Origin of the sequence: Limimaricola sp. G21655-S1 (assembly GCF_027213785.1) — a bacterium.
Taxonomy (GTDB): domain Bacteria; phylum Pseudomonadota; class Alphaproteobacteria; order Rhodobacterales; family Rhodobacteraceae; genus Limimaricola.
Genome location: NZ_JAPWGO010000001.1, coordinates 377,747 through 398,421 on the forward strand (window position 1 = coordinate 377,747; position 20,675 = coordinate 398,421).

18 protein-coding genes are annotated in these 20,675 nt (G+C 69.8%); 13 read left to right on the plus strand and 5 right to left on the minus strand.

Going from position 1 to position 20,675, the window contains the following annotated elements; genetic code table 11:
- Positions 1–61: 61 nt before the first annotated feature.
- Positions 62–940 (plus strand): lipid A-modifier LpxR family protein, encoded by an 879-nt coding sequence (locus O4G76_RS01940; protein WP_269395725.1) that lies wholly within the window; start codon positions 62–64, stop codon positions 938–940.
- A 188-nt stretch (positions 941–1,128) separates the two neighbouring features.
- Positions 1,129–1,749 (plus strand): 30S ribosomal protein S4, encoded by a 621-nt coding sequence (gene rpsD / locus O4G76_RS01945; RefSeq protein WP_269395726.1) that lies wholly within the window; start codon positions 1,129–1,131, stop codon positions 1,747–1,749.
- 76 nt (positions 1,750–1,825) lie between these two features.
- Here rpsD and O4G76_RS01950 read toward each other — a convergent pair whose 3' ends face one another.
- Positions 1,826–2,638 (minus strand): hypothetical protein, encoded by an 813-nt coding sequence (locus O4G76_RS01950; RefSeq protein WP_269395727.1) that lies wholly within the window; start codon positions 2,636–2,638, stop codon positions 1,826–1,828.
- A 110-nt stretch (positions 2,639–2,748) separates the two neighbouring features.
- Between O4G76_RS01950 and hisC the strand changes: the two genes are divergently transcribed.
- From hisC to O4G76_RS01965, 3 genes are read left to right on the plus strand one after another with little or no spacing between them, the layout of a single operon-like run.
- Positions 2,749–3,828, plus strand: a complete 1,080-nt coding sequence (hisC, locus tag O4G76_RS01955; protein ID WP_269395728.1) for a histidinol-phosphate transaminase — start codon at positions 2,749–2,751, stop codon at positions 3,826–3,828.
- Positions 3,825–4,772, plus strand: a complete 948-nt coding sequence (locus tag O4G76_RS01960; RefSeq protein ID WP_269395729.1) for a prephenate/arogenate dehydrogenase family protein — start codon at positions 3,825–3,827, stop codon at positions 4,770–4,772. The genes hisC and O4G76_RS01960 overlap by 4 nt, the downstream gene beginning before the upstream one ends.
- Positions 4,769–5,689 (plus strand): extensin family protein, encoded by a 921-nt coding sequence (locus O4G76_RS01965; RefSeq protein WP_269395730.1) that lies wholly within the window; start codon positions 4,769–4,771, stop codon positions 5,687–5,689. The genes O4G76_RS01960 and O4G76_RS01965 overlap by 4 nt, the downstream gene beginning before the upstream one ends.
- Here O4G76_RS01965 and O4G76_RS01970 read toward each other — a convergent pair.
- Positions 5,686–6,654, minus strand: coding sequence for a DUF2125 domain-containing protein (locus O4G76_RS01970; RefSeq protein WP_269395731.1), 969 nt, complete (start codon positions 6,652–6,654; stop codon positions 5,686–5,688). The genes O4G76_RS01965 and O4G76_RS01970 overlap by 4 nt on opposite strands.
- Positions 6,655–6,718: 64 nt before the next feature.
- Between O4G76_RS01970 and O4G76_RS01975 the strand changes: the two genes are divergently transcribed.
- The 3 genes from O4G76_RS01975 (at position 6,719) to O4G76_RS01985 (ending at position 10,695) form a co-directional block, all read left to right on the plus strand.
- Positions 6,719–7,264 carry a gamma-glutamylcyclotransferase gene (locus O4G76_RS01975; RefSeq protein ID WP_269395732.1) on the plus strand — a complete coding sequence of 182 codons (546 nt, stop codon included), beginning with the start codon at positions 6,719–6,721 and terminating at the stop codon, positions 7,262–7,264.
- A 104-nt stretch (positions 7,265–7,368) separates the two neighbouring features.
- Positions 7,369–8,556 (plus strand): biopolymer transporter ExbB, encoded by a 1,188-nt coding sequence (locus O4G76_RS01980; protein ID WP_269395733.1) that lies wholly within the window; start codon positions 7,369–7,371, stop codon positions 8,554–8,556.
- 3 nt (positions 8,557–8,559) lie between these two features.
- Positions 8,560–10,695, plus strand: a complete 2,136-nt coding sequence (locus O4G76_RS01985; protein WP_269395734.1) for a peptidoglycan -binding protein — start codon at positions 8,560–8,562, stop codon at positions 10,693–10,695.
- A gap of 3 nt (positions 10,696–10,698) precedes the next feature.
- Here O4G76_RS01985 and O4G76_RS01990 read toward each other — a convergent pair whose 3' ends face one another.
- The 3 genes from O4G76_RS01990 to gloB all read right to left on the minus strand — a co-directional run bounded on the left by O4G76_RS01990 (position 10,699) and on the right by gloB (position 15,119).
- Positions 10,699–11,682, minus strand: a complete 984-nt coding sequence (locus tag O4G76_RS01990; protein ID WP_269395735.1) for a M23 family metallopeptidase — start codon at positions 11,680–11,682, stop codon at positions 10,699–10,701.
- Positions 11,683–11,825: 143 nt separating this feature from the next.
- On the minus strand, positions 11,826–14,156 hold the full coding sequence (gene clpA / locus O4G76_RS01995; RefSeq protein WP_269395736.1) for an ATP-dependent Clp protease ATP-binding subunit ClpA: 2,331 nt from the start codon (positions 14,154–14,156) through the stop codon (positions 11,826–11,828).
- 201 nt (positions 14,157–14,357) lie between these two features.
- On the minus strand, positions 14,358–15,119 hold the full coding sequence (gene gloB, locus O4G76_RS02000) for a hydroxyacylglutathione hydrolase (RefSeq protein WP_269395737.1): 762 nt from the start codon (positions 15,117–15,119) through the stop codon (positions 14,358–14,360).
- Positions 15,120–15,215: 96 nt separating this feature from the next.
- Between gloB and O4G76_RS02005 the strand changes: the two genes are divergently transcribed.
- From O4G76_RS02005 to atpD, 5 genes are all read left to right on the plus strand, one after another.
- The gene (locus tag O4G76_RS02005) at positions 15,216–15,977 is read left to right on the plus strand and encodes a methyltransferase domain-containing protein (RefSeq protein WP_085896145.1); all 762 of its coding nucleotides are present in this window, start codon (positions 15,216–15,218) and stop codon (positions 15,975–15,977) included.
- 241 nt (positions 15,978–16,218) lie between these two features.
- Positions 16,219–16,785, plus strand: coding sequence for a F0F1 ATP synthase subunit delta (locus O4G76_RS02010; protein WP_269395738.1), 567 nt, complete (start codon positions 16,219–16,221; stop codon positions 16,783–16,785).
- The gene (atpA, locus tag O4G76_RS02015) at positions 16,785–18,323 is read left to right on the plus strand and encodes a F0F1 ATP synthase subunit alpha (RefSeq protein WP_269395739.1); all 1,539 of its coding nucleotides are present in this window, start codon (positions 16,785–16,787) and stop codon (positions 18,321–18,323) included. Before O4G76_RS02010 ends, atpA begins: the two co-directional genes overlap by 1 nt.
- A gap of 30 nt (positions 18,324–18,353) precedes the next feature.
- On the plus strand, positions 18,354–19,226 hold the full coding sequence (locus O4G76_RS02020) for a F0F1 ATP synthase subunit gamma (protein WP_269395740.1): 873 nt from the start codon (positions 18,354–18,356) through the stop codon (positions 19,224–19,226).
- Positions 19,227–19,246: 20 nt separating this feature from the next.
- On the plus strand, positions 19,247–20,671 hold the full coding sequence (gene atpD / locus O4G76_RS02025; RefSeq protein WP_269395741.1) for a F0F1 ATP synthase subunit beta: 1,425 nt from the start codon (positions 19,247–19,249) through the stop codon (positions 20,669–20,671).
- Positions 20,672–20,675 lie beyond the last annotated feature (4 nt).

Sequence of the window (20,675 nt, forward strand, 5' to 3'; positions counted from 1 at the left end):
GCGTGGACTGGCGGCGCGGCGGGGCCGGGGGGTAGGACTGGAGCGAGCCCCCGGAGACCCCATGCGCCCCCTGATCCTCGCCCTGTTCGCCCTCATCGCCGCGCCCGTTTCCGCCGAGACCCTCGGTTGGGGGCGGATCTTTTCCAACGATCATATCGGCGACGGCCACGACCGCTGGCGCTCGGGCGCTTTCGCGCTGAGCCATGTATCGGGGGCAGGCTGGGACGGCGCGCCGCCCGCCATGCCGGACGCGCTGGTCGAGCTGCGGTTTCGCACCGAGATCCTCGCGCCCGCGCGAACCCGCGCCGGTCGCGACGACCGACCCTATGCCGGCGTGATCGCTCTCGGCGGCTTTCTGCACCAGTCCATCGGCCCCGTCGAAGCGGCCTTCGGCGGCGAGATCCTCGCCATCGGCCCATCGACCGGCCTCTCCGGTTTCCAGGAACGGGCGCATGAGATCCTCGGCTTCGATCCGCCGCGCGGCACCGACCGGCAGATGGAGGATGCGCTGCACCTGCAGGCGCGCAGCGAGGCGGTGCTGCCGCTGCGGCCCGCGGCGCGGCTGAGCCTGCGCCCCTTCCTCGCCGCCGAGGCGGGCGCCGAGGAGATGCTGCGCGCCGGGATCGACGCGATCTGGGGCGGCATCGGCCATGGCGACCTGTGGCTGCGCGACCCGGTCACCGGCCAGCCCTATCGCGGCATCGAGGCCGAGACGGCCGGCCTCGCGCTGGTCGCGGGGGCGGATGCCGCGCGGGTCGGCGACAGCGTGTTTCTGCCCGGCCGTGAGCCACTCGACCGCCGCCGCGCCCGGATCGGGCTGCATTGGCAGCCGGGGCCGGAGGTGCGGCTCTTCTACGGGTTGAGCTGGCTGTCCGAGGAGTTCGAGGGGCAGCATGAAGACCAGGTGCTGGGCTCGCTGAAACTCGAATTCGGCTACTAGGGCGGGGCGGTTGACTCCCCGCGTTCCGACTGTATAAGCCGCCCGTCCCGGGTCCTCGTGTCCCGGGTCTTTCATTGGTGTTGGCGGACCCCGCGAGGGGATCCCTGTCGGGAGGCGGCGCAAGCCGTCCCAGAGGACAACGCCCTTCGAGACATGGCCCATCCGGGCCGACAGAAGGAGATCAGAGAGTGACCAAACGCACCTCTGCCAAGTACAAGATCGACCGCCGCATGGGCGAGAACATCTGGGGCCGTCCGAAGTCCCCGGTGAACCGCCGCGAATACGGCCCCGGCCAGCACGGCCAGCGCCGCAAGCAGAAGCTGTCGGATTTCGGCATCCAGCTGCGCGCCAAGCAGAAGCTCAAGGGCTACTATGGCGACCTGACCGAGAAGCAGTTCCGCCGCATCTTCGGTGAGGCCGAGCGCGTCAAGGGCGACACCGGCGAGAACCTGATCGGCCTGCTCGAGCGCCGTCTCGACGCCGTCGTGTACCGCGCCAAGTTCGTGCCGACCGTCTTCGCCGCCCGCCAGTTCGTGAACCACGGCCACGTGACCGTGAACGGCAAGCGCGTGAACATCCCCTCCTACCGCGTCAAGGAAGGCGACGTCATCGCCGTCCGTGACAAGTCCAAGCAGCTCGCCGTGGTGCTGGAAGCCGTTCAGCTGCCCGAGCGCGATACCCCGGACTACCTCGAGGTGGACCACTCCAAGATGACCGCGACCTTCGTGCGCGTGCCGGCGCTGGGCGACGTGCCCTACCCGGTGGTGATGGAGCCCAACCTCGTCGTCGAATTCTACGCCAAGAACTGATCCGGACAACGGATCGAGGGACAGGGGGCCGCGCGGGAGACCGCGCGGCCCTTTTCCAATGCAGGGGCGCCGTCGCTCAGCTCTCCAGCGGTCCCAGCCGCTGCCGCCCGGCCCAGACCCGCAGCGCCTCGAACCGCGCGGCGTTGTCCTCGGGAAGATCCAGATGCGGCAGGTCCGCGATCAACTCGTAGAACCGGTTCTCGACCTCCGGGCCCTGCGCCGCCGCGCCCCGCGCCATCCGCACCAGCGCTTCCGGCAGGCGCCGCTCGGCCCAGCCATGGCTGTAATAGAGCGCGAAGGGGGCCGAGTTCAGCCCCGCCACGATATCGGCCAGCCGCCCGAAGAGCGGTGCGACCTCGGCGCCCTCGGGCTGGCTGTGCAGCAGCGCCGCGAAGGCCCGGCCCAGCTGCACCGTCTGCACCGTCGACAGGATGAAGCTCACCGCCAGCGTCAGCACCACCATGCCGTTGACCCCGGCAAGCACCTGCACCGCGTTCCAGAAGGTGTCGCCGGGCCGGGTGATCGCGCCGCCCAGTGTCGAGAGCAGGTGCCCGGCATGGGCGGCGGCGTCCCAGAACCCGGCCTCTTCGGCCGATTGCGTCAGCACCACCGCGTGGCGCGGTGCCGAAAGAAAGATATGGGTCCAGCCAAGCGCCGTACCGACGACCCAGAATCCCGCGACGAGAACCATGACGATCACGCCGCTCATCCGCGCCAGCACCCGGGCCGGGCGGTGGCGGGTGATCCGGCGCAGCAGCGCGAAGATCCCCCGGGCCAGGCGCTCCGACAGGATCACCCGCGGCGCCGCGCCGATGGTGGCAAGGAGGAAATCGATCGAGACCAGCGTGAGGATCGCGATCCCGGCGGCGAGGTGCAGGGGCTGTTCCATGGCTTGTCACATAGCGGCATACCGCCGGGTGGCGAGGGGAGGCGGCTTGCATGACGCTGGAAACCATCCGCCGCCCCGGCTATGGAGGCCCGGTTCGAAGGAGCGCAGAGATGAGCATCACCCCGCAGCCCGGCATCATGGACATCGCCCTCTATGTGGGCGGGCAGAGCAAGCTCGAGGGGCATTCCAGCCCGCTCAAGCTGTCGTCCAACGAGAACCCCTATGGTCCCAGCCGCCACGCCGTGGCGGCGCTGGAGGGCTCGGCCGCGACGCTGCATCTCTATCCCCCGACCGATCACGCGGCGCTGCGCGCCGCGATCGCCGAGATCCACGGGCTCGACGCGGAGCGCATCATCTGCGGCGCCGGGTCGGACGAGGTGCTGCAGTTCCTGGCGCAGTGCTATGCCGGCCCCGGCGACGAGGTGATCCACACCGAGCACGGCTTCGCCATGTACCCGATCCTCGCCCGGGCCGCCGGCGCGACGCCGGTCGAGGTGCGCGAGCGTGACCGGGTGGTCGATACCGACGCGATCCTCGCCGCCTGCACCGAGCGTACCCGGTTGATCTACCTCACCAACCCCGGCAACCCGACCGGCACGATGATCCCGGTCGAGACGGTCGCGCGCCTCGCCGACGCGATCCCCGATCACGTCATCCTCGTGCTCGACGGCGCCTATGTGGAATTCGCCGAAGGCTATGATGGCGGCGCGAAGCTGGTGGAGAGCCGCCACAACGTGGTGATGACCCGCACCTTCTCGAAGATCCACGGCCTCGGCGGGCTCAGGATCGGCTGGGGCTATGGCCCGCGCGAGATCATCGACGTGCTGAACCGGGTGCGGCAGCCCTTCAACCTGTCGAACAGCCAGCTCGCCGCCGCCGAGGCGGCGATCCGCGATACCGGCTTCACCGAGCATTGCCGAAGCGAGAACGCGCGGCTGCGCGTCTGGCTGCGCGACAAGCTCCTCGATCTCGGCATCGCCTGCGACGAGAGCCACGCCAACTACGTTCTGGCGCGGTTCGCGGACGAGGCAGAGGCGGCGGGCTGCGACGCGGCGCTGCGGGCCGAGGGCATCCTGGTGCGGCGCGTCGGCGGCTACGGCTTTCCCGAGGCGTTGCGCATCACCGTGGGCGACGAGGCCGGCTGCGCCCGGGTGATCGACGCCATCGCCCGTTTCAAGGGCGCGGCATGAGCGTGCCGGTGTTCGAGCGCGTCGCGCTGATCGGCCTCGGCCTGATCGCCTCGTCGATGGCGCATGCGATGCGGCGCGCCGGTCTCGCGGGCGAAATCACCGGCCATGCGCGATCGGCCGAAACGCGCGAGATCGCGCGCGAGATCGGTCTCGTCGACCGGGTCTGCGAAACGGCGGCCGAGGCAGCGGAGGGTGCCGATCTCGTGGTGCTCTGCGTGCCGGTGGGCGCGATGGGCGCGGTTGCCGAAGAGATCGCGCCGGTGCTCAGGCCCGGGACCGTCGTTTCGGATGTCGGCTCGGTCAAGAAGGCGGTGATCGAGGCGGTCGCCCCGCATATCCCCGAGGGCGTGCATTTCATCCCGGCCCATCCGCTCGCCGGGACCGAGCATTCGGGCCCGCGTTCGGGCTTTGCCGAGCTTTTCGACAATCGCTGGTGCCTGATCGTGCCGGCGAATGGCGACATCGACCCGGACGCCGTGGCGCGGCTCTCGGCGCTGTGGGAGGGGATGGGCGCGCATGTCGACGTGATGGATGCCGACCACCACGACCTCGTGCTGGCGGTGACCAGCCACACCCCGCATTTGATCGCCTACACCATGGTGGGCGTCGCCGACGACCTGCGCCGGGTGACCGACAGCGAGGTGATCAAGTATTCCGCCGCCGGTTTCCGCGACTTCACCCGCATCGCGGCCTCCGACCCGACCATGTGGCGCGACGTGTTCCTGACCAACAAGGAGGCGACGCTGGAGATCCTCGGCCGCTTCACCGAGGAGCTGTTCGCGCTGCAACGCGCGATCCGCACCGGCGACGGCGATCATCTGCACGACTACTTCACCCGCACCCGCGCGATCCGCCGCGGCATCATCGAGGCGGGGCAGGACACGGCCGCCCCGGATTTCGGCCGGGGCGCGGCGCGCGGCGACAAGACGGAGCCCCGGAGATGAGCCGGACCACATGGCTGGCGGCCTGCCTCGCGCTCGCCCCGCTCGCGCTCGCGGCACAGCCGCTGGCGCCGGAGACCGCCGCACGTCCCTTGGGCCGCGCGGCCACGTCCGCGCCGGACGCACCTGTGCTTGATACGCCCGTCGCCACGGCGCCGCCCGCCGCCACGCCGGGACAGCCCAGCACCGTGTCGCGGCCGCGCGCGCGGCTCGCCACGACGGCGCCCCCGGCGGCCGTGCCAGCGCCTGACGCCGCCGTCGCCAGCGCCTCGCCCGAAGCCGTGGCCACGGCCGCCCGGCCCGAGCAGCGACCCGGCGCGCGCGCCTCGCTCTCGGCCTCGCTGTCCGAAGCGCAGGTGGTCTCGGCTCCCGTGACCCGTGCCGCGCCGCCCGTCGGGAGCGCCGGCGCGCTTTGCGGCATGCCCGGGCTCGAGGGCGCGCCCGTCGCTCCGGTGAACGGGGCCGGGGCCTGCGGCATCGAGGCTCCGGTGAAGATCACCGCCGTCCATGGCGTGCGGATCGCCCCGGCGGCGGTGGTCGATTGCGACACCGCGCGGGCGCTGGGCGCCTGGGTCGGTCAGGCGGCCAAGCCGATGCTCTCGGCCACCGGTGGCGGTCTCGCGATGCTGCGCACCGCCGGCAGCTATGTCTGCCGCTCGCGCAACAACGAGGAGGGGGCGCAGCTTTCCGAGCATGCCTTCGGCCGCGCCATCGACATCACCGCGTTCGGGCTGCGCGACGGGCGCGAGATCAGCCTGACCTCGGGTTGGAGCAGCCGCGGTGCGGGCGGGGCGCTGCGCGAGTTGCACAAGGCCGCCTGCGGCCCCTTCGGGACGGTGCTCGGCCCCGACGCCAACGCGGCGCACCGGGACCATTTCCACTTCGACACCGCCTCGAATCGCAGCCCCTACTGCCGCTAGCGCAGCAGCGGCGCGGGCCCCAACGGGATGAAGCCGAGCCGCATCGCGCCGTCGGCGAAGCTGATCGGCGCGCGCAGCACGCCGTCCTGCGCCATCGAGCCCAGCGCACCGCGCAGCAGTGAGGATTCGGCGATCGGCACCCCGGCCCGGGCGGCGAGGTCCAGAAGCACTTCCCAGCCGTCGATCTCGAGCACCACCTCGCCCTCGGGGACACCGGCGGGGTCGACATCGAGCGTGCCGCTGCCGCGCGCCTGCACCGGGCCCCAGTCGAGCGCCAGCTCGCCGAGATCGATCTGCTCGATCGCCGCCGCCTCTCCCGCAAGCGCCAGCGGTGCATCGAGGCCCAGATCCGCATCGAGGCGCAGCGCCGCGATCTCGGCGGGAAGCGCGCCCGTGGGATCCCAGGCCGCGCGCCACGCCTCCGGCACCGCGATCCGCGTCGCCTCGGCATAGGCGTCGTAGCCATTCGCGGCACCGTTGCCGCGCAGCGCGGCGAGCAGCGTACCCACCTGGGTCTCCCAGCCCAGCGAGGAGGCCACCGCGAGATCGGCCGCCTCCACGGTGAGCTCGGTCACCGGCAGCGTCTCGCCGATCTCCACCGCGCCCGAGGCGCGCGGGCCGGTAACCTCGATGTCGAGATCCTGGCCCGGCACCGAGACGCGGTGCGTTTCGTCGGCCGCGACGATCAGCCGGTTCGGCTCGTAGCTCTGCGCCACCACCCGCAGCCGCGGGCTCTGCCAGCCGAAGATGCCGTTGGGCGAGACCAGTGAGATGTCGCGCAGGTCCAGATCGAAGCGGTAGGGAAAGCCCGCCGTGCCGTCGGTGGTGTAGTCCACCTGCCAGCCCGCCGCCCGCAGCTCTTCGGTCAGCTCGGCCAGCCTTGCATCGACGGCGCGGCTGCCCCAGACCCACCAGCCGCCGAAGGCCAGCGCCAGAAGCGCCACCAGAATGAGAAGAAGTCGCATGTATCGAGGCCCTTTCGCCCGCTCAGGATCGGGTATTTACAGGGGGGCAGCTAGGAGGGCCAGCATGACCGACCAGACCGCGCTTTGGGTATTCGGCTACGGATCGCTTCTGTGGAATCCGGGCTTCACCCCCGAGGAGGTGGTGGTGGCGCGGCTCGACGGCTGGCACCGCAGCTTCTGCATGTCGTCGATCCACCATCGCGGCACCACGGAGATGCCGGGGCTGGTGCTGGCGCTCGACCGCGCGCCGGGGGCGGTCTGCACCGGGCTGGCGCTGCGCGCGCCCGAGGCCGAGCGCGAGATGGTGATCGCGATGCTGCGCGAGCGCGAGCTGGTCTCCTCGGCCTATCTCGAGACACATCAGCCGCTGGCGCTCACCGACGGGCGGGTGGTCGATGCGCTGACCTACGTGATCGATCCGGGCCACGCGCAATACGTGGCGCTCGATCTCGAAACCCAGGCGCGGCGCATCGCCGGTGCGGTGGGCGGGCGCGGCCCCAATGACGAATACCTGTTCAACACCGCCGCGCATCTGACCGAGATGGGCGTGCACGATCCCGATCTCGACTGGCTGGTCGAGCGGGTCAAGACGCTGCGCAGCGGGGGGTGAGAGGCACCGCCGCCACATCCCGGCCGGCGCCACGAAAGGCCATTGGCGTCCCCGCCTTGCGATCCCTATGGTTTGAAAAGCGCAATCTAGAGGATAAGGCCCGCATGAGGCAGCCACAGGCGAAACCGCATTTCTCGCAGCCGGTCCGGCAGATCCTGTCGATGCTGGTGGCGTTGGGGCTGGTCGCGGCCGGGCTGGTGCTGGGGCGCGAGGTGCTGCGCGGCATCTTCCTGACCAACCCCTGGCTCAACAGCGCCATCAGTGCCTTCTTCGTGCTCGGCGTGCTGACCTGCTTCTGGCAGGTGATCGCGCTGATCCGCTCGGTGGGCTGGATCGAATCCTTCGTGCGCACCCCCAAGACCACCGGCCCGGCGCCGGGGTTGCTGTTGCCTCTGGCGACGCTGCTGCGGTCGCGCGGGGCGCGGATGCACATCTCGCCCGACAGCGCCCGCTCGATCCTCGAATCGGTCGGACAGCGCATCGACGAGGAACGCGAGATCACCCGCTACCTCTCGAACACGCTGATCTTTCTCGGCCTGCTCGGCACCTTCTACGGGCTCGCCACCACCGTGCCGGCGCTGGTCGACACGATCCGCTCGCTCGATCCGTCCGAGGGCGAAAGCGGCACCGCGATCTTCGAGCGGCTGCAACAGGGGCTCGAGGCGCAGCTCGGCGGCATGGGTACGGCCTTCTCATCGTCGCTTCTGGGTCTTGCCGGTTCGCTGGTGGTCGGGCTGCTGGAGCTGTTCGCCACCCATGGGCAGAACCGCTTCTACCGCGAGCTCGAGGAATGGCTCTCGACCATCACCCGGCTCGGCTACGCCTCGGGCGAGGAGCAGCAGCCGGCCTCGAACGGCGATGGCGGCCTGCTGGCGCAGATGGTCGAGCATCTGGGCGAGCGGATGGAGGGGCTGAGCCACGCCGTCGGTGCCGCGGGCGAAGCGCGGCGCGAGAGCGAGGCGCGGATCGCGGCGCTGACCGAGACGCTGGCCCGGATCGCCGAGCGGATGGACCCCGCCGCCGAGCGCGCGGCGCTGGAGCGGGTCGCCGAGGGGCAGGAGCGGGTCCATGCGGCGCTCGAGCGCGCCGCCGAGGGCGGCAATGACAGCGAAACCCGGATGCGGCTGCGCAACATGGACGTGCAGCTGCTGCGCATCCTCGAAGAGATCGCGGCGGGGCGGCAGGAGATGCTGGCCGAGCTGCGCACCGATCTCGCCGGGCTGAGCCGGGTGCTGCGCGAGACCGGGCATCCGGGCGGGCTCCGCGCCACGCGCGGCCACCCGGACCACTGATCCATGGGGCTCAAGCGCCGCCACGCCAACCGCTTCCAGGCCTCGATCTGGCCCGGCTTCGTCGATGCGATGACCGGCCTGCTGCTGGTGCTGATGTTCGTGCTGACGATCTTCACGGTGGTGCAGTTCGTACTGCGCGACACGATCACCGGGCAGGCGAGCGAGCTCGACACGCTGGGCGCCGAGGTCGAACGGCTGAGCAGCGCGCTGGGACTGGAACGGAGCCGTGGCGCCGAACTCGAAAGCGAGATCGGCAGCCTCGGCGAGCAGCTGGCGCAGGCGCGCGCCCGGGCCGAGGCGCAATCCGACCGGATCGCGCGCCTGACCACCGAACGGGCCGAGGCGCGCGACCGCATCGCCGGGCTGGAGCAGGATCTCGCGGCCGAGCGCGACCGGTCGGGCGAGGCCGAGACGGCGCTTGCCACCGCGCGCGAGGAGATCGACGCGCAGGCCGAGGCGGCACGGCTGTCCGCGGCCCGGCGCGAGGCGCTCGAGGCGCTCGTCGCCGATCTGGAGACGGAGGCGGCGCAGGACGCGGAAACCATCGCCGGGCTCGAGAACGAACGGGCCGCGGATGCGGAGCGGATCTCGGAACTGGAGGCCGAGCGCCTTGCCGACGCCGCCGCCGCCGAACGGCTGCGGGCGCGGCTGCAGGACGCGGATGCCGAGCTGTCGGTGATGACGCTGGCGCTGGAGGAGAAGCGGCGCGAGGCCGAAGAGACGTTGACGCTTCTCGCCGCCGCCGAGGCCGCGCGCGACGATCTCGACCGGGCCCTGGCCGAGGCGGTGCTGGCGCGGCAGGAAAGCCAGAACGCCCTGACCCGGGCGCTGCGCGAGGGCGAGGGGCTCGACGCGCGCCTGGCTGCCGCGCTGGATATCGCCGAGGAAACCGAGGCCGATCTGGAGGCGGCCCGCGCGGCGCTGGCGCAGGCGCAGACCGAGAGCGAGGATCTGTCGAGCCGCCTCGCCGCGGCGCTGGCCGCGCGAGAGGCCGGAGAGGCCGATCTCGAAGCGGTGCGCGCCGAGCTTGCGGCGGCGCTCGAGGCGGGCGAGACCACCGAGGCCGAACTCTCGGCGCGGCTGGCGGCGGCGGTCCTCGACCGCGACGCCGCGCGGGCCGAGGCCGAGGCGGCGCGCGCGGCAGGGGCCGAGGCCGAACGCGGCCGCGCCGATCTGGCCGACCGTCTGGCCGAGGCGCTGGCGGCACGAGAAGCCGCCGAGGCCCGGGCCGAGACCCTGTCGCAGGACCGCAGCGAAACCGAGCAGGAGCGGGCCGAGCTCGAATCCCGGCTCGCGCGCGCGCTGGCCGATCTGGAGACCACGCAGGAACGGGCCGAGGCCGAGGCCAGCGAGGCGGAGCGTCGCGCCGCCCTTCTGGCCACGGCCCGCGCGGCGCTGGCCGACGAGGAAAGCGCCACCGCCGAGGCGCAGCGGCGCATGGCGGCGCTGAATGCGCAGGTCGCGGCGCTGCGCGACGACGTGGCCGAGCTGCGGTCGCTGCTGGGGCAGGCCGAGACGACCAGCGCCGTGGCCGAGGCCGAGATCGAGGATCTGGGCCGACAGCTCAACACCGCGCTGGCCCGCGCCGCCGCCGAGGAGCGCCGCCGCCGAGAGTTGGAGGAGGAAGAGCGCCAGCGGCTCGAGGAGGAGGCGGCGCGCCTCGCCGCCGAGGCCGAGGACCTCGAACGCTACCGCTCGGATTTCTTCGGCGAGCTGCGCGGCATGCTCGAGGGCGAGGAAGGCGTGCGGATCGAAGGCGACCGCTTCGTCTTCTCCTCCGAGGTGCTGTTCGGGCGGGGCGAGGCGACCCTGTCGGACGAGGGCGAACAGGAGATCGCCAAGGTCGCGGCCCTGCTGCGCCGGATCGCCGCCGAGATTCCCGAAGGTATCGACTGGGTGATCCGCGTCGACGGTCATACCGACGACATCCCGATCAGGGGCGGCCGCTACGCCGACAACTGGGAGCTGAGCCAGGCCCGCGCGCTGTCGGTCGTGCGCTATATGAGCGAGGAGGAGGGCATTCCGCCGCAACGCCTCGCCGCCAACGGCTTCGGCGAATACCAGCCGCTCGATCCGCGCGACACGCCCGAGGCCCGGGCCCGCAACCGGCGGATCGAGCTGAAGCTGACCGAACGCTGAGGCTCAGCTGCCGATCTCGATCGGCACCACCTGCTCGCCCAGAACCCGGTCGCCGCGCAGCAGGGTGACCCGGCCCTCATAGCGGCCATCGGGCCAGCCGCCCTCGGGTGCGCGCAGTCCGGCGGCCCGGAACAGTTGCGCTTGGGTCCGGTCGAGCGGCATCTCCTCGTCGATCACCTCGCCCTGCGGTCCCTCGATCGCAAGCCGCAGCCGGTCGCCCTCGCGCGCGCCGAAGACGAAACCCCAGAGCACCAGCGGCGTGTCGGAACCGATCTCACCGTTCGCGGTGCCCGACTGTACCGCCTCCCATTCCGGAACGCCCGGCGCCGTGCCGGCATCGAGCAGCCCACCCGGCACGTAGCCCAGCGGTTCGGCCCAGAGGGTCTGCGTCGGCGCGGCACCGCATTCGGCGCGGCCCTCGGGGTCGAAGGGATCGACCACCTCGCCGTTGCGGCGGACCGAGATGTGCAGATGTGGAAACTGGCTCTGGCCCGACAGGCCCACCAGCCCCAGCCGGTCGCCCGTCTCGACCCGGTCTCCCGGAGAGACCGCGACAGACCCTCGTGCCATGTGGCAATATTGCGTCTCCCAGCCATCGCCGTGATCGATGACGAGACCGTTGCCGCAGTCGCGCCCGCCGAGATCGGGTGCGCCGTCCCAGCCCTGCAGGATGTCGGGCATGTTGTTGCGGGTTCCCTGCACCACGCCGGGTGCCGCGGCCAGTACGTCGACGCCCTCGCCCTGCCGGGCGATGGTGGCGAGGCGGAAATCCGTGCCCTTGTGGCCGTCATAGCTCAACGGGCCGCAGCTGAAATCCGCCACGCCCGGCCCCGGATCGGAATCGACGTAGTTCTGCACCACGCAGTCTTCGCCGGGGGTGCAGTCGATCGGCAGGGCAAGGCGGAAGTCCTCCTCCTGCGCCGCGACGACGAGAGGCGGAATGGCCAATAGGAAAGAGATGGCCGGGACAAAAACGAGACGGAACATGGAACACTCCTGCGGCGGCGGGCTGCAACCGGCCCGAGAGTGCGGCAGGTCGCGCGGCGAATCCAGAGCGGAGTGGGGGAGGGCGAATACGCAACGCGCGGCCCCGAGGGGCCGCGCGGCGTGGTGTCATGTCATGGGCCGGCTCAGTCGGCGGTGAGCAGCGGCGGGCGGTTGCCGGAGAGCCGCTTGGTGCCGGGCTGCTCGAACAGCAGTTCAATCTTGTCGTCCTTGACGCCGACCCGGACGATGCCGCCCTTGGTCAGCTGGCCGAACAGCAACTCTTCGGCGAGCGGCTTCTTGATGTGCTCCTGGATCACCCGGCCCAGCGGGCGGGCACCCATCTTGGAGTCGTAGCCCTTCTCGGCCAGCCATTCGCCGGCCTCGCGGGTCAGCTCGATATGGACGTTGCGGTCCATCAGCTGCGCCTCGAGCTGCAGCACGAACTTCTCGACCACCGACAGGATCGTCTCCGGCGCCAGCGGCGCGAAGGAGATGACCGCGTCGAGACGGTTGCGGAACTCGGGTGTGAAGGTCCGCTCGATCGCGGCCGTGTCCTCGCCCTCGCGCCGCGCCCGCCCGAAGCCGATCGCTTCCTTGGCCTGTTCGGCCGCGCCGGCGTTCGAGGTCATGATCAGGATCACGTTCCGGAAATCCACCGCCCGGCCGTTGTGGTCGGTCAGCTTGCCGTGGTCCATCACCTGCAACAGGATGTTGAACACGTCCGGATGCGCCTTCTCGATCTCGTCGAGCAGCAGCACGCAATGCGGGTGCTGGTCGACACCGTCGGTCAGCAGGCCGCCCTGGTCGAAGCCGACATAGCCTGGAGGCGCGCCGATCAGACGGCTCACCGCGTGCTTCTCCATGTACTCGGACATGTCGAAGCGCAGCATCTCAACGCCCAACGTCGAGGCGAGCTGCTTGGCCACCTCGGTCTTGCCGACGCCGGTGGGACCGGCGAAGAGGTAGTTGCCGATCGGCTTCTCGGGCTCGCGCAGACCGGCCCGGGCCAGCTTGATCGCCGAGCTGAGCGCGGTGATCGCGTCGTCCTGACCGAACACCACCCGCTTGAGCGTCGGCTCCAGATCCTTGAGCACCTCGGCGTCGTCCTTGGAGACGTTCTTGGGCGGAATGCGGGCGATCTTCGCGATCACCGCCTCGATCTCCTTGGCACCGATGGTCTTGCGCCGCTTGCTCTCGGTCACGAGATGCTGCGCCGCGCCGGCCTCGTCGATCACGTCGATCGCCTTGTCGGGCAGCTTGCGGTCGTTGATGTAGCGCGCCGACAGCTCCACCGCGGTCTTGATCGCCTCGGCGGTGTACTTGATCTGGTGGTGATCCTCGAAATAGGGCTTCAGCCCCTTGAGGATCTTCACCGCATCCTCGACCGAGGGCTCGTTCACGTCGATCTTCTGGAACCGGCGCGACAGCGCGCGGTCCTTCTCGAAGTGCTGGCGGAACTCCTTGTAGGTGGTCGAGCCCATGCAGCGCAGCTTGCCGCCCTGCAGCGCGGGCTTGAGCAGGTTGGAGGCGTCCATCGCGCCGCCAGAGGTGGCGCCGGCGCCGATCACGGTGTGGATCTCGTCGATGAACAGCACCGCGTCGGGGTGGTTCTCCATCTCGGTCATCACCGCCTTCAGCCGCTCCTCGAAATCGCCGCGGTAGCGGGTGCCGGCGAGCAGCGCGCCCATGTCGAGCGAGTAGATCGTGGCGTGGCTGAGCACCTCGGGCACCGCGCCCTCGACGATCTTCCAGGCGAGACCCTCGGCGATGGCGGTCTTGCCGACGCCCGGATCGCCCACCAGCAGCGGGTTGTTCTTGCGGCGGCGGCAGAGCACCTGGATGCAGCGCTCGACCTCGTGTTCGCGACCGATCAGCGGATCGACATCGCCCTTGCGCGACTTGGCGTTGAGATCGACGCAGTACTTGGCGAGCGCCGAATCCTTCTCCTCGCCCGCGGCGCCGGTCGAGGAAGAGGCGGTCTCCTCGTCCTTCTCGGCGGCGCCGGTCACCGGCCGGCTCTCGCCGAAGGCGGGGTCCTTTGCCTGGCCATGCGCGATGAAGTTGACCGCGTCGTAGCGGGTCATGTCCTGCTCCTGCAGGAAGTATGCGGCGTTGCTCTCGCGCTCGGCGAAGATCGCGACGAGCACGTTGGCACCGGTGACCTCGGTGCGGCCCGAGGACTGGACATGGATCGCGGCACGCTGGATCACGCGCTGGAACGCGGCGGTCGGCACGGCCTCGGAGCCGTCGACATCGGTGACGAGGGTGGACAGATCATCCTCGATGAAATCCTCGAGCGACTTGCGCAGCTCGTCCAGATCGACGGCGCAGGCCCGCATCACACGGGCGGCGTCGGGTTCCTCGATCAGGGCCAGCAGGAGGTGCTCGAGGGTCGCGAGTTCATGGCGGCGGGCATTGGCCAGAGCCAGCGCCGCGTGGATGGACTGCTCGAGAGTGGTCGAAAAAGACGGCACGGTGATGTGCTCCTCTGATCGGGGGTCCGGGCGGAGATAGCCCCGCCCTGACCGTGGCCTCTGTAGTTAAAGATCGGGTTTATCGGCCGCGCTTCAAGTTAAAACTCGCAAAAACCCCCGTCCTGACCGTACGACGTAACGCAGCTGTGTTCTTTGCATGCCAAAGGCCCGCGTTCCGTTGCACAACCGCCTCGGAAGGATTCAGAAGCGGTCCTTTCTGCTTCTGATCTCCGCAAACACCTGCGCTGCGCTGTGGCCTTCAAGCCCGGCGGCGCGCTGCAGCTCGGGCATATCGGCGCGCAGGAACGGGTTGGTCGCGCGTTCCTCGGAAAGATGCGAGGGCACGGTGGGGCGGCCCTCGGCGCGGGCGCGGGCGATCGCCGCGGCGCGGTCGCGCAGGGCCTGGTTGTCGGGCTCGATCGTCAGGGCGAAGCGTGCGTTGGTCTCGGTGTATTCATGGCCCGAGCAGATCAGCGTCTGTCCCGGCAGGTCGCGCAGCTTGCGCAGGGAATCCCACATCTGATCGGCCGTGCCCTCGAACAGCCGGCCGCAGCCCAGCGCCATCAGGCTGTCGGCGGTGAAGGCCATGTGGTCCTGCGGGAAGTGGAAGGCGACGTGGCCCAGCGTGTGGCCCGGCACGTCGATCACCTCGACCTTCACGCCCAGCACCTCGAGCGGATCGCCCGGCGCGACCTCGAGATCGAGCGGCGGCAGGCGGTGCGCATCGGCCCGGGCCCCGATCACCCGCGCGCCGTCGCGCAGCTCGGCCACCCCGGCCACGTGATCGTCATGGTGATGCGTGAGCAGGATGTCCGAGAGCTTCCAGCCATGCGCGTCGAGCGCGCGTCGGATCGGCGCGGCCTCCGGTGCGTCGACCAGCGCGGTGCGGCCGGTCCCGGCATCGTGCAGCAGGAAGGCATAGTTGTCGGAGAGGCACGGAACGGTGAGAAGTTCGAGAGGCATGGCGGCACCCGTGATTTGCTTGCTATGGTGGTCCCGGACCTAGACCGGCCTCCGCCACCGGCTCGCAAATTCTGGACCAAGGACCGCCGGCCCGCAATGCATCTGGACGTTCTCGACCTGCGCAACTTCTACTATCGCAGCGCGCTTGGCCGCGCGGCGCAGAAGGTGATCCGCGACCAGCTTGTCGAGTGGTGGCCCGCCTCCCACGTGCAGGGCCAGACCGTGGTGGGCTACGGCTTCGCGGTGCCCCTGCTGCGCCCCTACCTGCCGGATGCGCGGCGGGTGATCGGGCTGATGCCGGGGCCGCAGGGCGTGATGCCGTGGCCGGCGGGCCAGCCCAACGTCTCGGTGCTGTGCGAGGAGACGCTCTGGCCGCTGCGCACCGGACAGGTGGATCGGCTGGTGCTGATGCACGGGCTCGAGACCTCCGAGCATGCCAGCGCGCTGCTGGAGGAATGCTGGCGCACCCTCGGGCCGGGGGGCAGGGCGGTGTTCATCGTGCCGAACCGCGCCGGGCTCTGGTCGCGCTCCGACGCCACCCCCTTCGGCTATGGCCGGCCCTATTCGCTGGGTCAGCTCGAGGCGCAGCTCAAGGCGCACCGCTTCGAGACCGAGAAGGCGATCTCGGCGCTCTACCGGCCGCCGAGCCTGCGCCGCGGCTGGCGCCGCTCGGCGGCCCTCCTCGAAAAGGCGGGGCGCTACATGCCGGTGTTCAACACCGGCGGCGTGCTGATGGTCGAGGCCTCCAAGCAGGTCGCGGCGCCGACGCGGCCGGGGCTGACCTCGGCGGTCAAGCGGCCGCTGCGGGTGCTCGAAGGGATCGGCGCCCCGGTGCCCGAGCCGTCGCGTCGCAACTAGCCCGACAACCGGACCGACCGGGGGGCATTCGCCGGACGGGCAAATGGTCGCACCCCCGGACCTCCTGTGACCATGGGGCACGGCGGCGTCCGAGGGGGCTTCAAGGCGGTTGCGACACCCCGGGCGCTCTGCTACATCGCCCCTGATTTTGACGGCCTTCGCCCGCGCGGGGGCCATGCAAGCTGCCCGACCGTCGCCATTTTTTTCGGCGCGGGATCGCCGGGCCCAAGACTGCGGAAGGGTGGACGTGTCCGAACCAGCATCGATCTCAACCGGCATCGCGCAACGCTATGCCACGGCCGTGTTCGACCTGGCGCGGGAGGGCGACGACCTCACCGCCCTGACGTCGGATGTCGACGCGCTGCGGGCCGCGCTGTCCGAAAGCGCGGAGTTCCGCGACCTGATCTCCTCGCCGATCTATTCGCGCGACGACCAGGGCCGGGCCATCGCCGCGATCGCCGCGAAGATGGGGCTGACCCAGACCACCACCAACGTGCTGGGGCTGATGGCCTCCAAGCGCCGGCTCTTCGTGCTGCCGCAGATGCTGCGCGCGCTCGACGAGAAGCTCGCGGAGGCGCGCGGCGAGGTGACCGCCGACGTCACCACCGCCAAGGCGCTGTCCGATAAGCAGAAGACCGCGCTGGCCGCCGCGCTCAAGGAGAGCGCGGGCCGCGAGGTGAAGATCAATCAGACCGTGGATGAAAGCCTCATCGGCGGTCTCGTCGTCAAGCTGGGCTCGAAGATGATCGACACCTCGATCCGCTCGAAGCTCCAGGCACTCCAGAACACCATGAAAGAGGTCGGATAATGGCGATCCAAGCTGCGGAAATCTCCGCGATCCTGAAGGACCAGATCAAGAATTTCGGCCAGGAGGCCGAGGTCGCCGAGGTCGGTCGCGTGCTCTCCGTCGGTGACGGCATCGCCCGCGTCCACGGCCTCGACAACGTCCAGGCCGGCGAGATGGTCGAGTTCCCGGGCGGCATCCAGGGCATGGCGCTCAACCTCGAGAGCGACAATGTCGGCTGCGTGATCTTCGGCTCGGACCGCGACATCCGCGAAGGCGACGTCGTCAAGCGCACCAACTCGATCGTGGACGTTCCCGCCGGCATGGGCCTGCTGGGCCGCGTCGTGGACGGCCTCGGCAACCCGCTCGACGGCAAGGGCCCGATCGACTCGACCGAGCGCCGCGTCGCCGACGTCAAGGCGCCGGGCATCATCCCGCGCAAATCGGTGCACGAGCCGATGGCGACCGGCCTGAAATCGGTCGACGCGATGATCCCGATCGGCCGTGGCCAGCGCGAGCTGATCATCGGCGACCGCCAGACCGGCAAGACCGCCGTGGCGCTCGACACGGTTCTGAACCAGAAGACCTACAACGAGGCTGCCGGCTCCGACGAGAGCAAGAAGCTCTACTGCATCTACGTCGCGGTGGGCCAGAAGCGCTCGACCGTGGCGCAGCTGGTGAAGAAGCTCGAGGAAACCGGTGCGATCGAGTACTCGATCGTCGTCGCCGCCACCGCCTCCGACCCGGCTCCGATGCAGTTCCTAGCGCCCTACGCCGCGACCGCCATGGCCGAGTATTTCCGCGACAACGGCAAGCACGCGCTGATCATCTATGATGACCTGTCGAAGCAGGCCGTGTCTTATCGCCAGATGTCGCTGCTGCTGCGTCGCCCGCCGGGCCGCGAAGCCTACCCGGGCGACGTGTTCTACCTCCACTCGCGCCTGCTGGAGCGTTCGGCCAAGCTCAACGAAGAGCACGGCGCCGGTTCGCTGACCGCGCTGCCGATCATCGAGACCCAGGGCGGCGACGTCTCGGCCTTCATCCCGACCAACGTGATCTCGATCACCGACGGCCAGATCTTCCTCGAGACCGAACTGTTCTACCAGGGCATCCGCCCGGCGGTGAACACCGGCCTCTCGGTGTCGCGCGTGGGCTCCTCGGCCCAGACCAACGCGATGAAGTCGGTCGCCGGCCCGGTGAAGCTCGAGCTCGCGCAGTACCGCGAGATGGCCGCCTTCGCGCAGTTCGGCTCCGACCTCGACGCCTCGACCCAGCAGCTGCTGAACCGTGGCGCCCGTCTGACCGAGCTGATGAAGCAGCCGCAATACTCGCCGCTGACCAACGCCGAGATCGTCTGCGTGATCTTCGCCGGCACCCAGGGCTACCTCGACAAGATCGCGGTCAAGGATGTCGGCCGCTTCGAGCAGGGCCTGCTCAAGCACCTGCGTAGCAACGAGCGGGAGCTGCTGGACTGGATCACCAACGAGGACCCGAAGATCAAGGGCGATGCGGAAGCCCGCATCCGCAAGGCGCTCGACGCCTTCGCCAAGGACTTCGCCTGAAACCAGCCACGGAACTAGGGAGGCTGGCCGATGCCTAGTCTGAAGGACCTCAAGAACCGGATCGCGTCGGTCAAATCGACCCGCAAGATCACCAAGGCGATGCAGATGGTCGCGGCGGCGAAGCTCCGTCGCGCCCAGGACGCCGCCGAAGCGGCGCGCCCCTATGCCGAGCGGTTCAACGCCGTGATGGCGGGGCTCGCCTCCTCCGTGGGCGGCTCCGACGGCGCGCCGCGCCTGCTTGCTGGCACCGGCAAGGAGGACGTGCATCTGCTCGTCGTCATGACCGCCGAGCGCGGGCTCTGCGGCGGCTTCAACGGCTCGATCGTGCGCAAGGCGCGGATCCGGGCCAGCGAGCTGCTGGCGCAGGGCAAGACGGTGAAGATCCTCACCGTCGGCAAGAAGGGCCGCGAGATGCTGCGCCGCGACTATGGCCAGCACTTCGTCGGCCATGTCGACCTCACCGACGTCAAGCGCGTGGGCTATGCCAACGCGCAGGACATCGCCCGCGACGTGCTCGGCCGCTTCGACGCGGACGAGTTCGACGTGGCGACGATCTACTATGCGCGGTTCCAGAACGTGATCACCCAGATCCCGACCGAGCAGCAGATCATCCCGGCCCATTTCGAGGGTGGGGAAGAGGCCGACACGGCGCTTTACGATTACGAGCCCGGCGAGGAGGAGATCCTCGCGGATCTGCTGCCGCGCGGCGTGGCGACGCAGATCTTCGCGGCGCTGCTCGAGAACGCGGCCTCCGAACAGGGCGCCCGGATGAGCGCGATGGACAACGCGACCCGCAACGCGGGCGAGATGATCGACAAGCTGACGATCGAGTACAACCGCTCGCGTCAGGCGGTCATCACCAACGAGCTGATCGAAATCATTTCGGGCGCTGAGGCGCTCTAAAGAGAACCGGAGTACAACACATGGCAGCAGCACAAGGCAAAGTGACCCAGGTCATCGGCGCCGTCGTGGACGTGCAGTTCGGGGATCACCTGCCGGAGATCCTCAACGCCCTGACCACCGAAAACAACGGCAAGAAGCTGGTTCTCGAAGTGGCCCAGCACCTCGGCGAGAACACGGTCCGCACCATCGCGATGGACGCCACCGAAGGCCTCGTCCGCGGCGCGGCCGTCACCGACACCGGCAAGCCGATCTCGGTGCCCGTGGGCAACGCGACGCTGGGGCGCATCCTCAACGTCATCGGCGAGCCGATCGACGAGAAGGGCCCGGTCGAGGCGACCGAGACCCGTCCGATCCACGCCGACGCGCCGAGCTTCGCCGAGCAGTCGACCTCCTCGGAGATCCTCGTCACCGGCATCAAGGTGATCGACCTGCTCGCCCCCTACGCCAAGGGCGGCAAGATCGGCCTGTTCGGCGGCGCCGGGGTGGGCAAGACCGTGCTCATCATGGAGCTGATCAACAACATCGCGAAGGTGCACTCGGGCTACTCCGTGTTCGCCGGCGTGGGCGAGCGGACCCGCGAGGGCAACGACCTCTACCACGAGATGATCGAATCCAACGTCATCAAGCCGGACGCTCTGGGTGAATCGCAGGTGGCGCTGGTCTACGGCCAGATGAACGAGCCGCCGGGTGCCCGTGCCCGCGTCGCGCTGACCGGCCTGACGCTGGCCGAGCAGTTCCGCGACCAGTCCGGCACCGACGTGCTGTTCTTCGTCGACAACATCTTCCGCTTCACCCAGGCGGGCTCCGAGGTGTCGGCGCTTCTGGGCCGCATCCCCTCGGCCGTGGGCTACCAGCCGACGCTGGCGACCGACATGGGCGCGCTGCAGGAGCGGATCACCTCGACCAAGAACGGCTCGATCACCTCCGTGCAGGCAATCTACGTGCCCGCCGACGACCTGACCGACCCGGCGCCGGCGACCTCGTTCGCGCACCTCGACGCGACCACGGTTCTCAACCGCGCGATCTCGGAGCTCGGCATCTACCCGGCCGTGGACCCGCTCGACTCGACCTCGCGCCTGATGGACCCCGCCGTCGTCGGCGAGGAGCACTACCAGGTGGCGCGCGACGTGCAGGGCATCCTGCAGCGCTACAAGTCGCTCCAGGACATCATCGCCATCCTCGGCATGGACGAGCTGTCGGAAGAGGACAAGCTGACCGTGGCCCGCGCCCGCAAGATCCAGCGCTTCCTGTCGCAGCCCTTCGACGTGGCGAAGGTGTTCACCGGCTCCGACGGCGTTCAGGTGCCGCTCGAGGAGACCATCGCCTCGTTCAAGGCGGTCGTCGCGGGCGAGTACGACCACCTGCCGGAATCGGCCTTCTACATGGTCGGCGGCATCGACGAGGTGAAGGCCAAGGCCGAGAAAATGGCCGCCGCGGCGGCCTGATAGG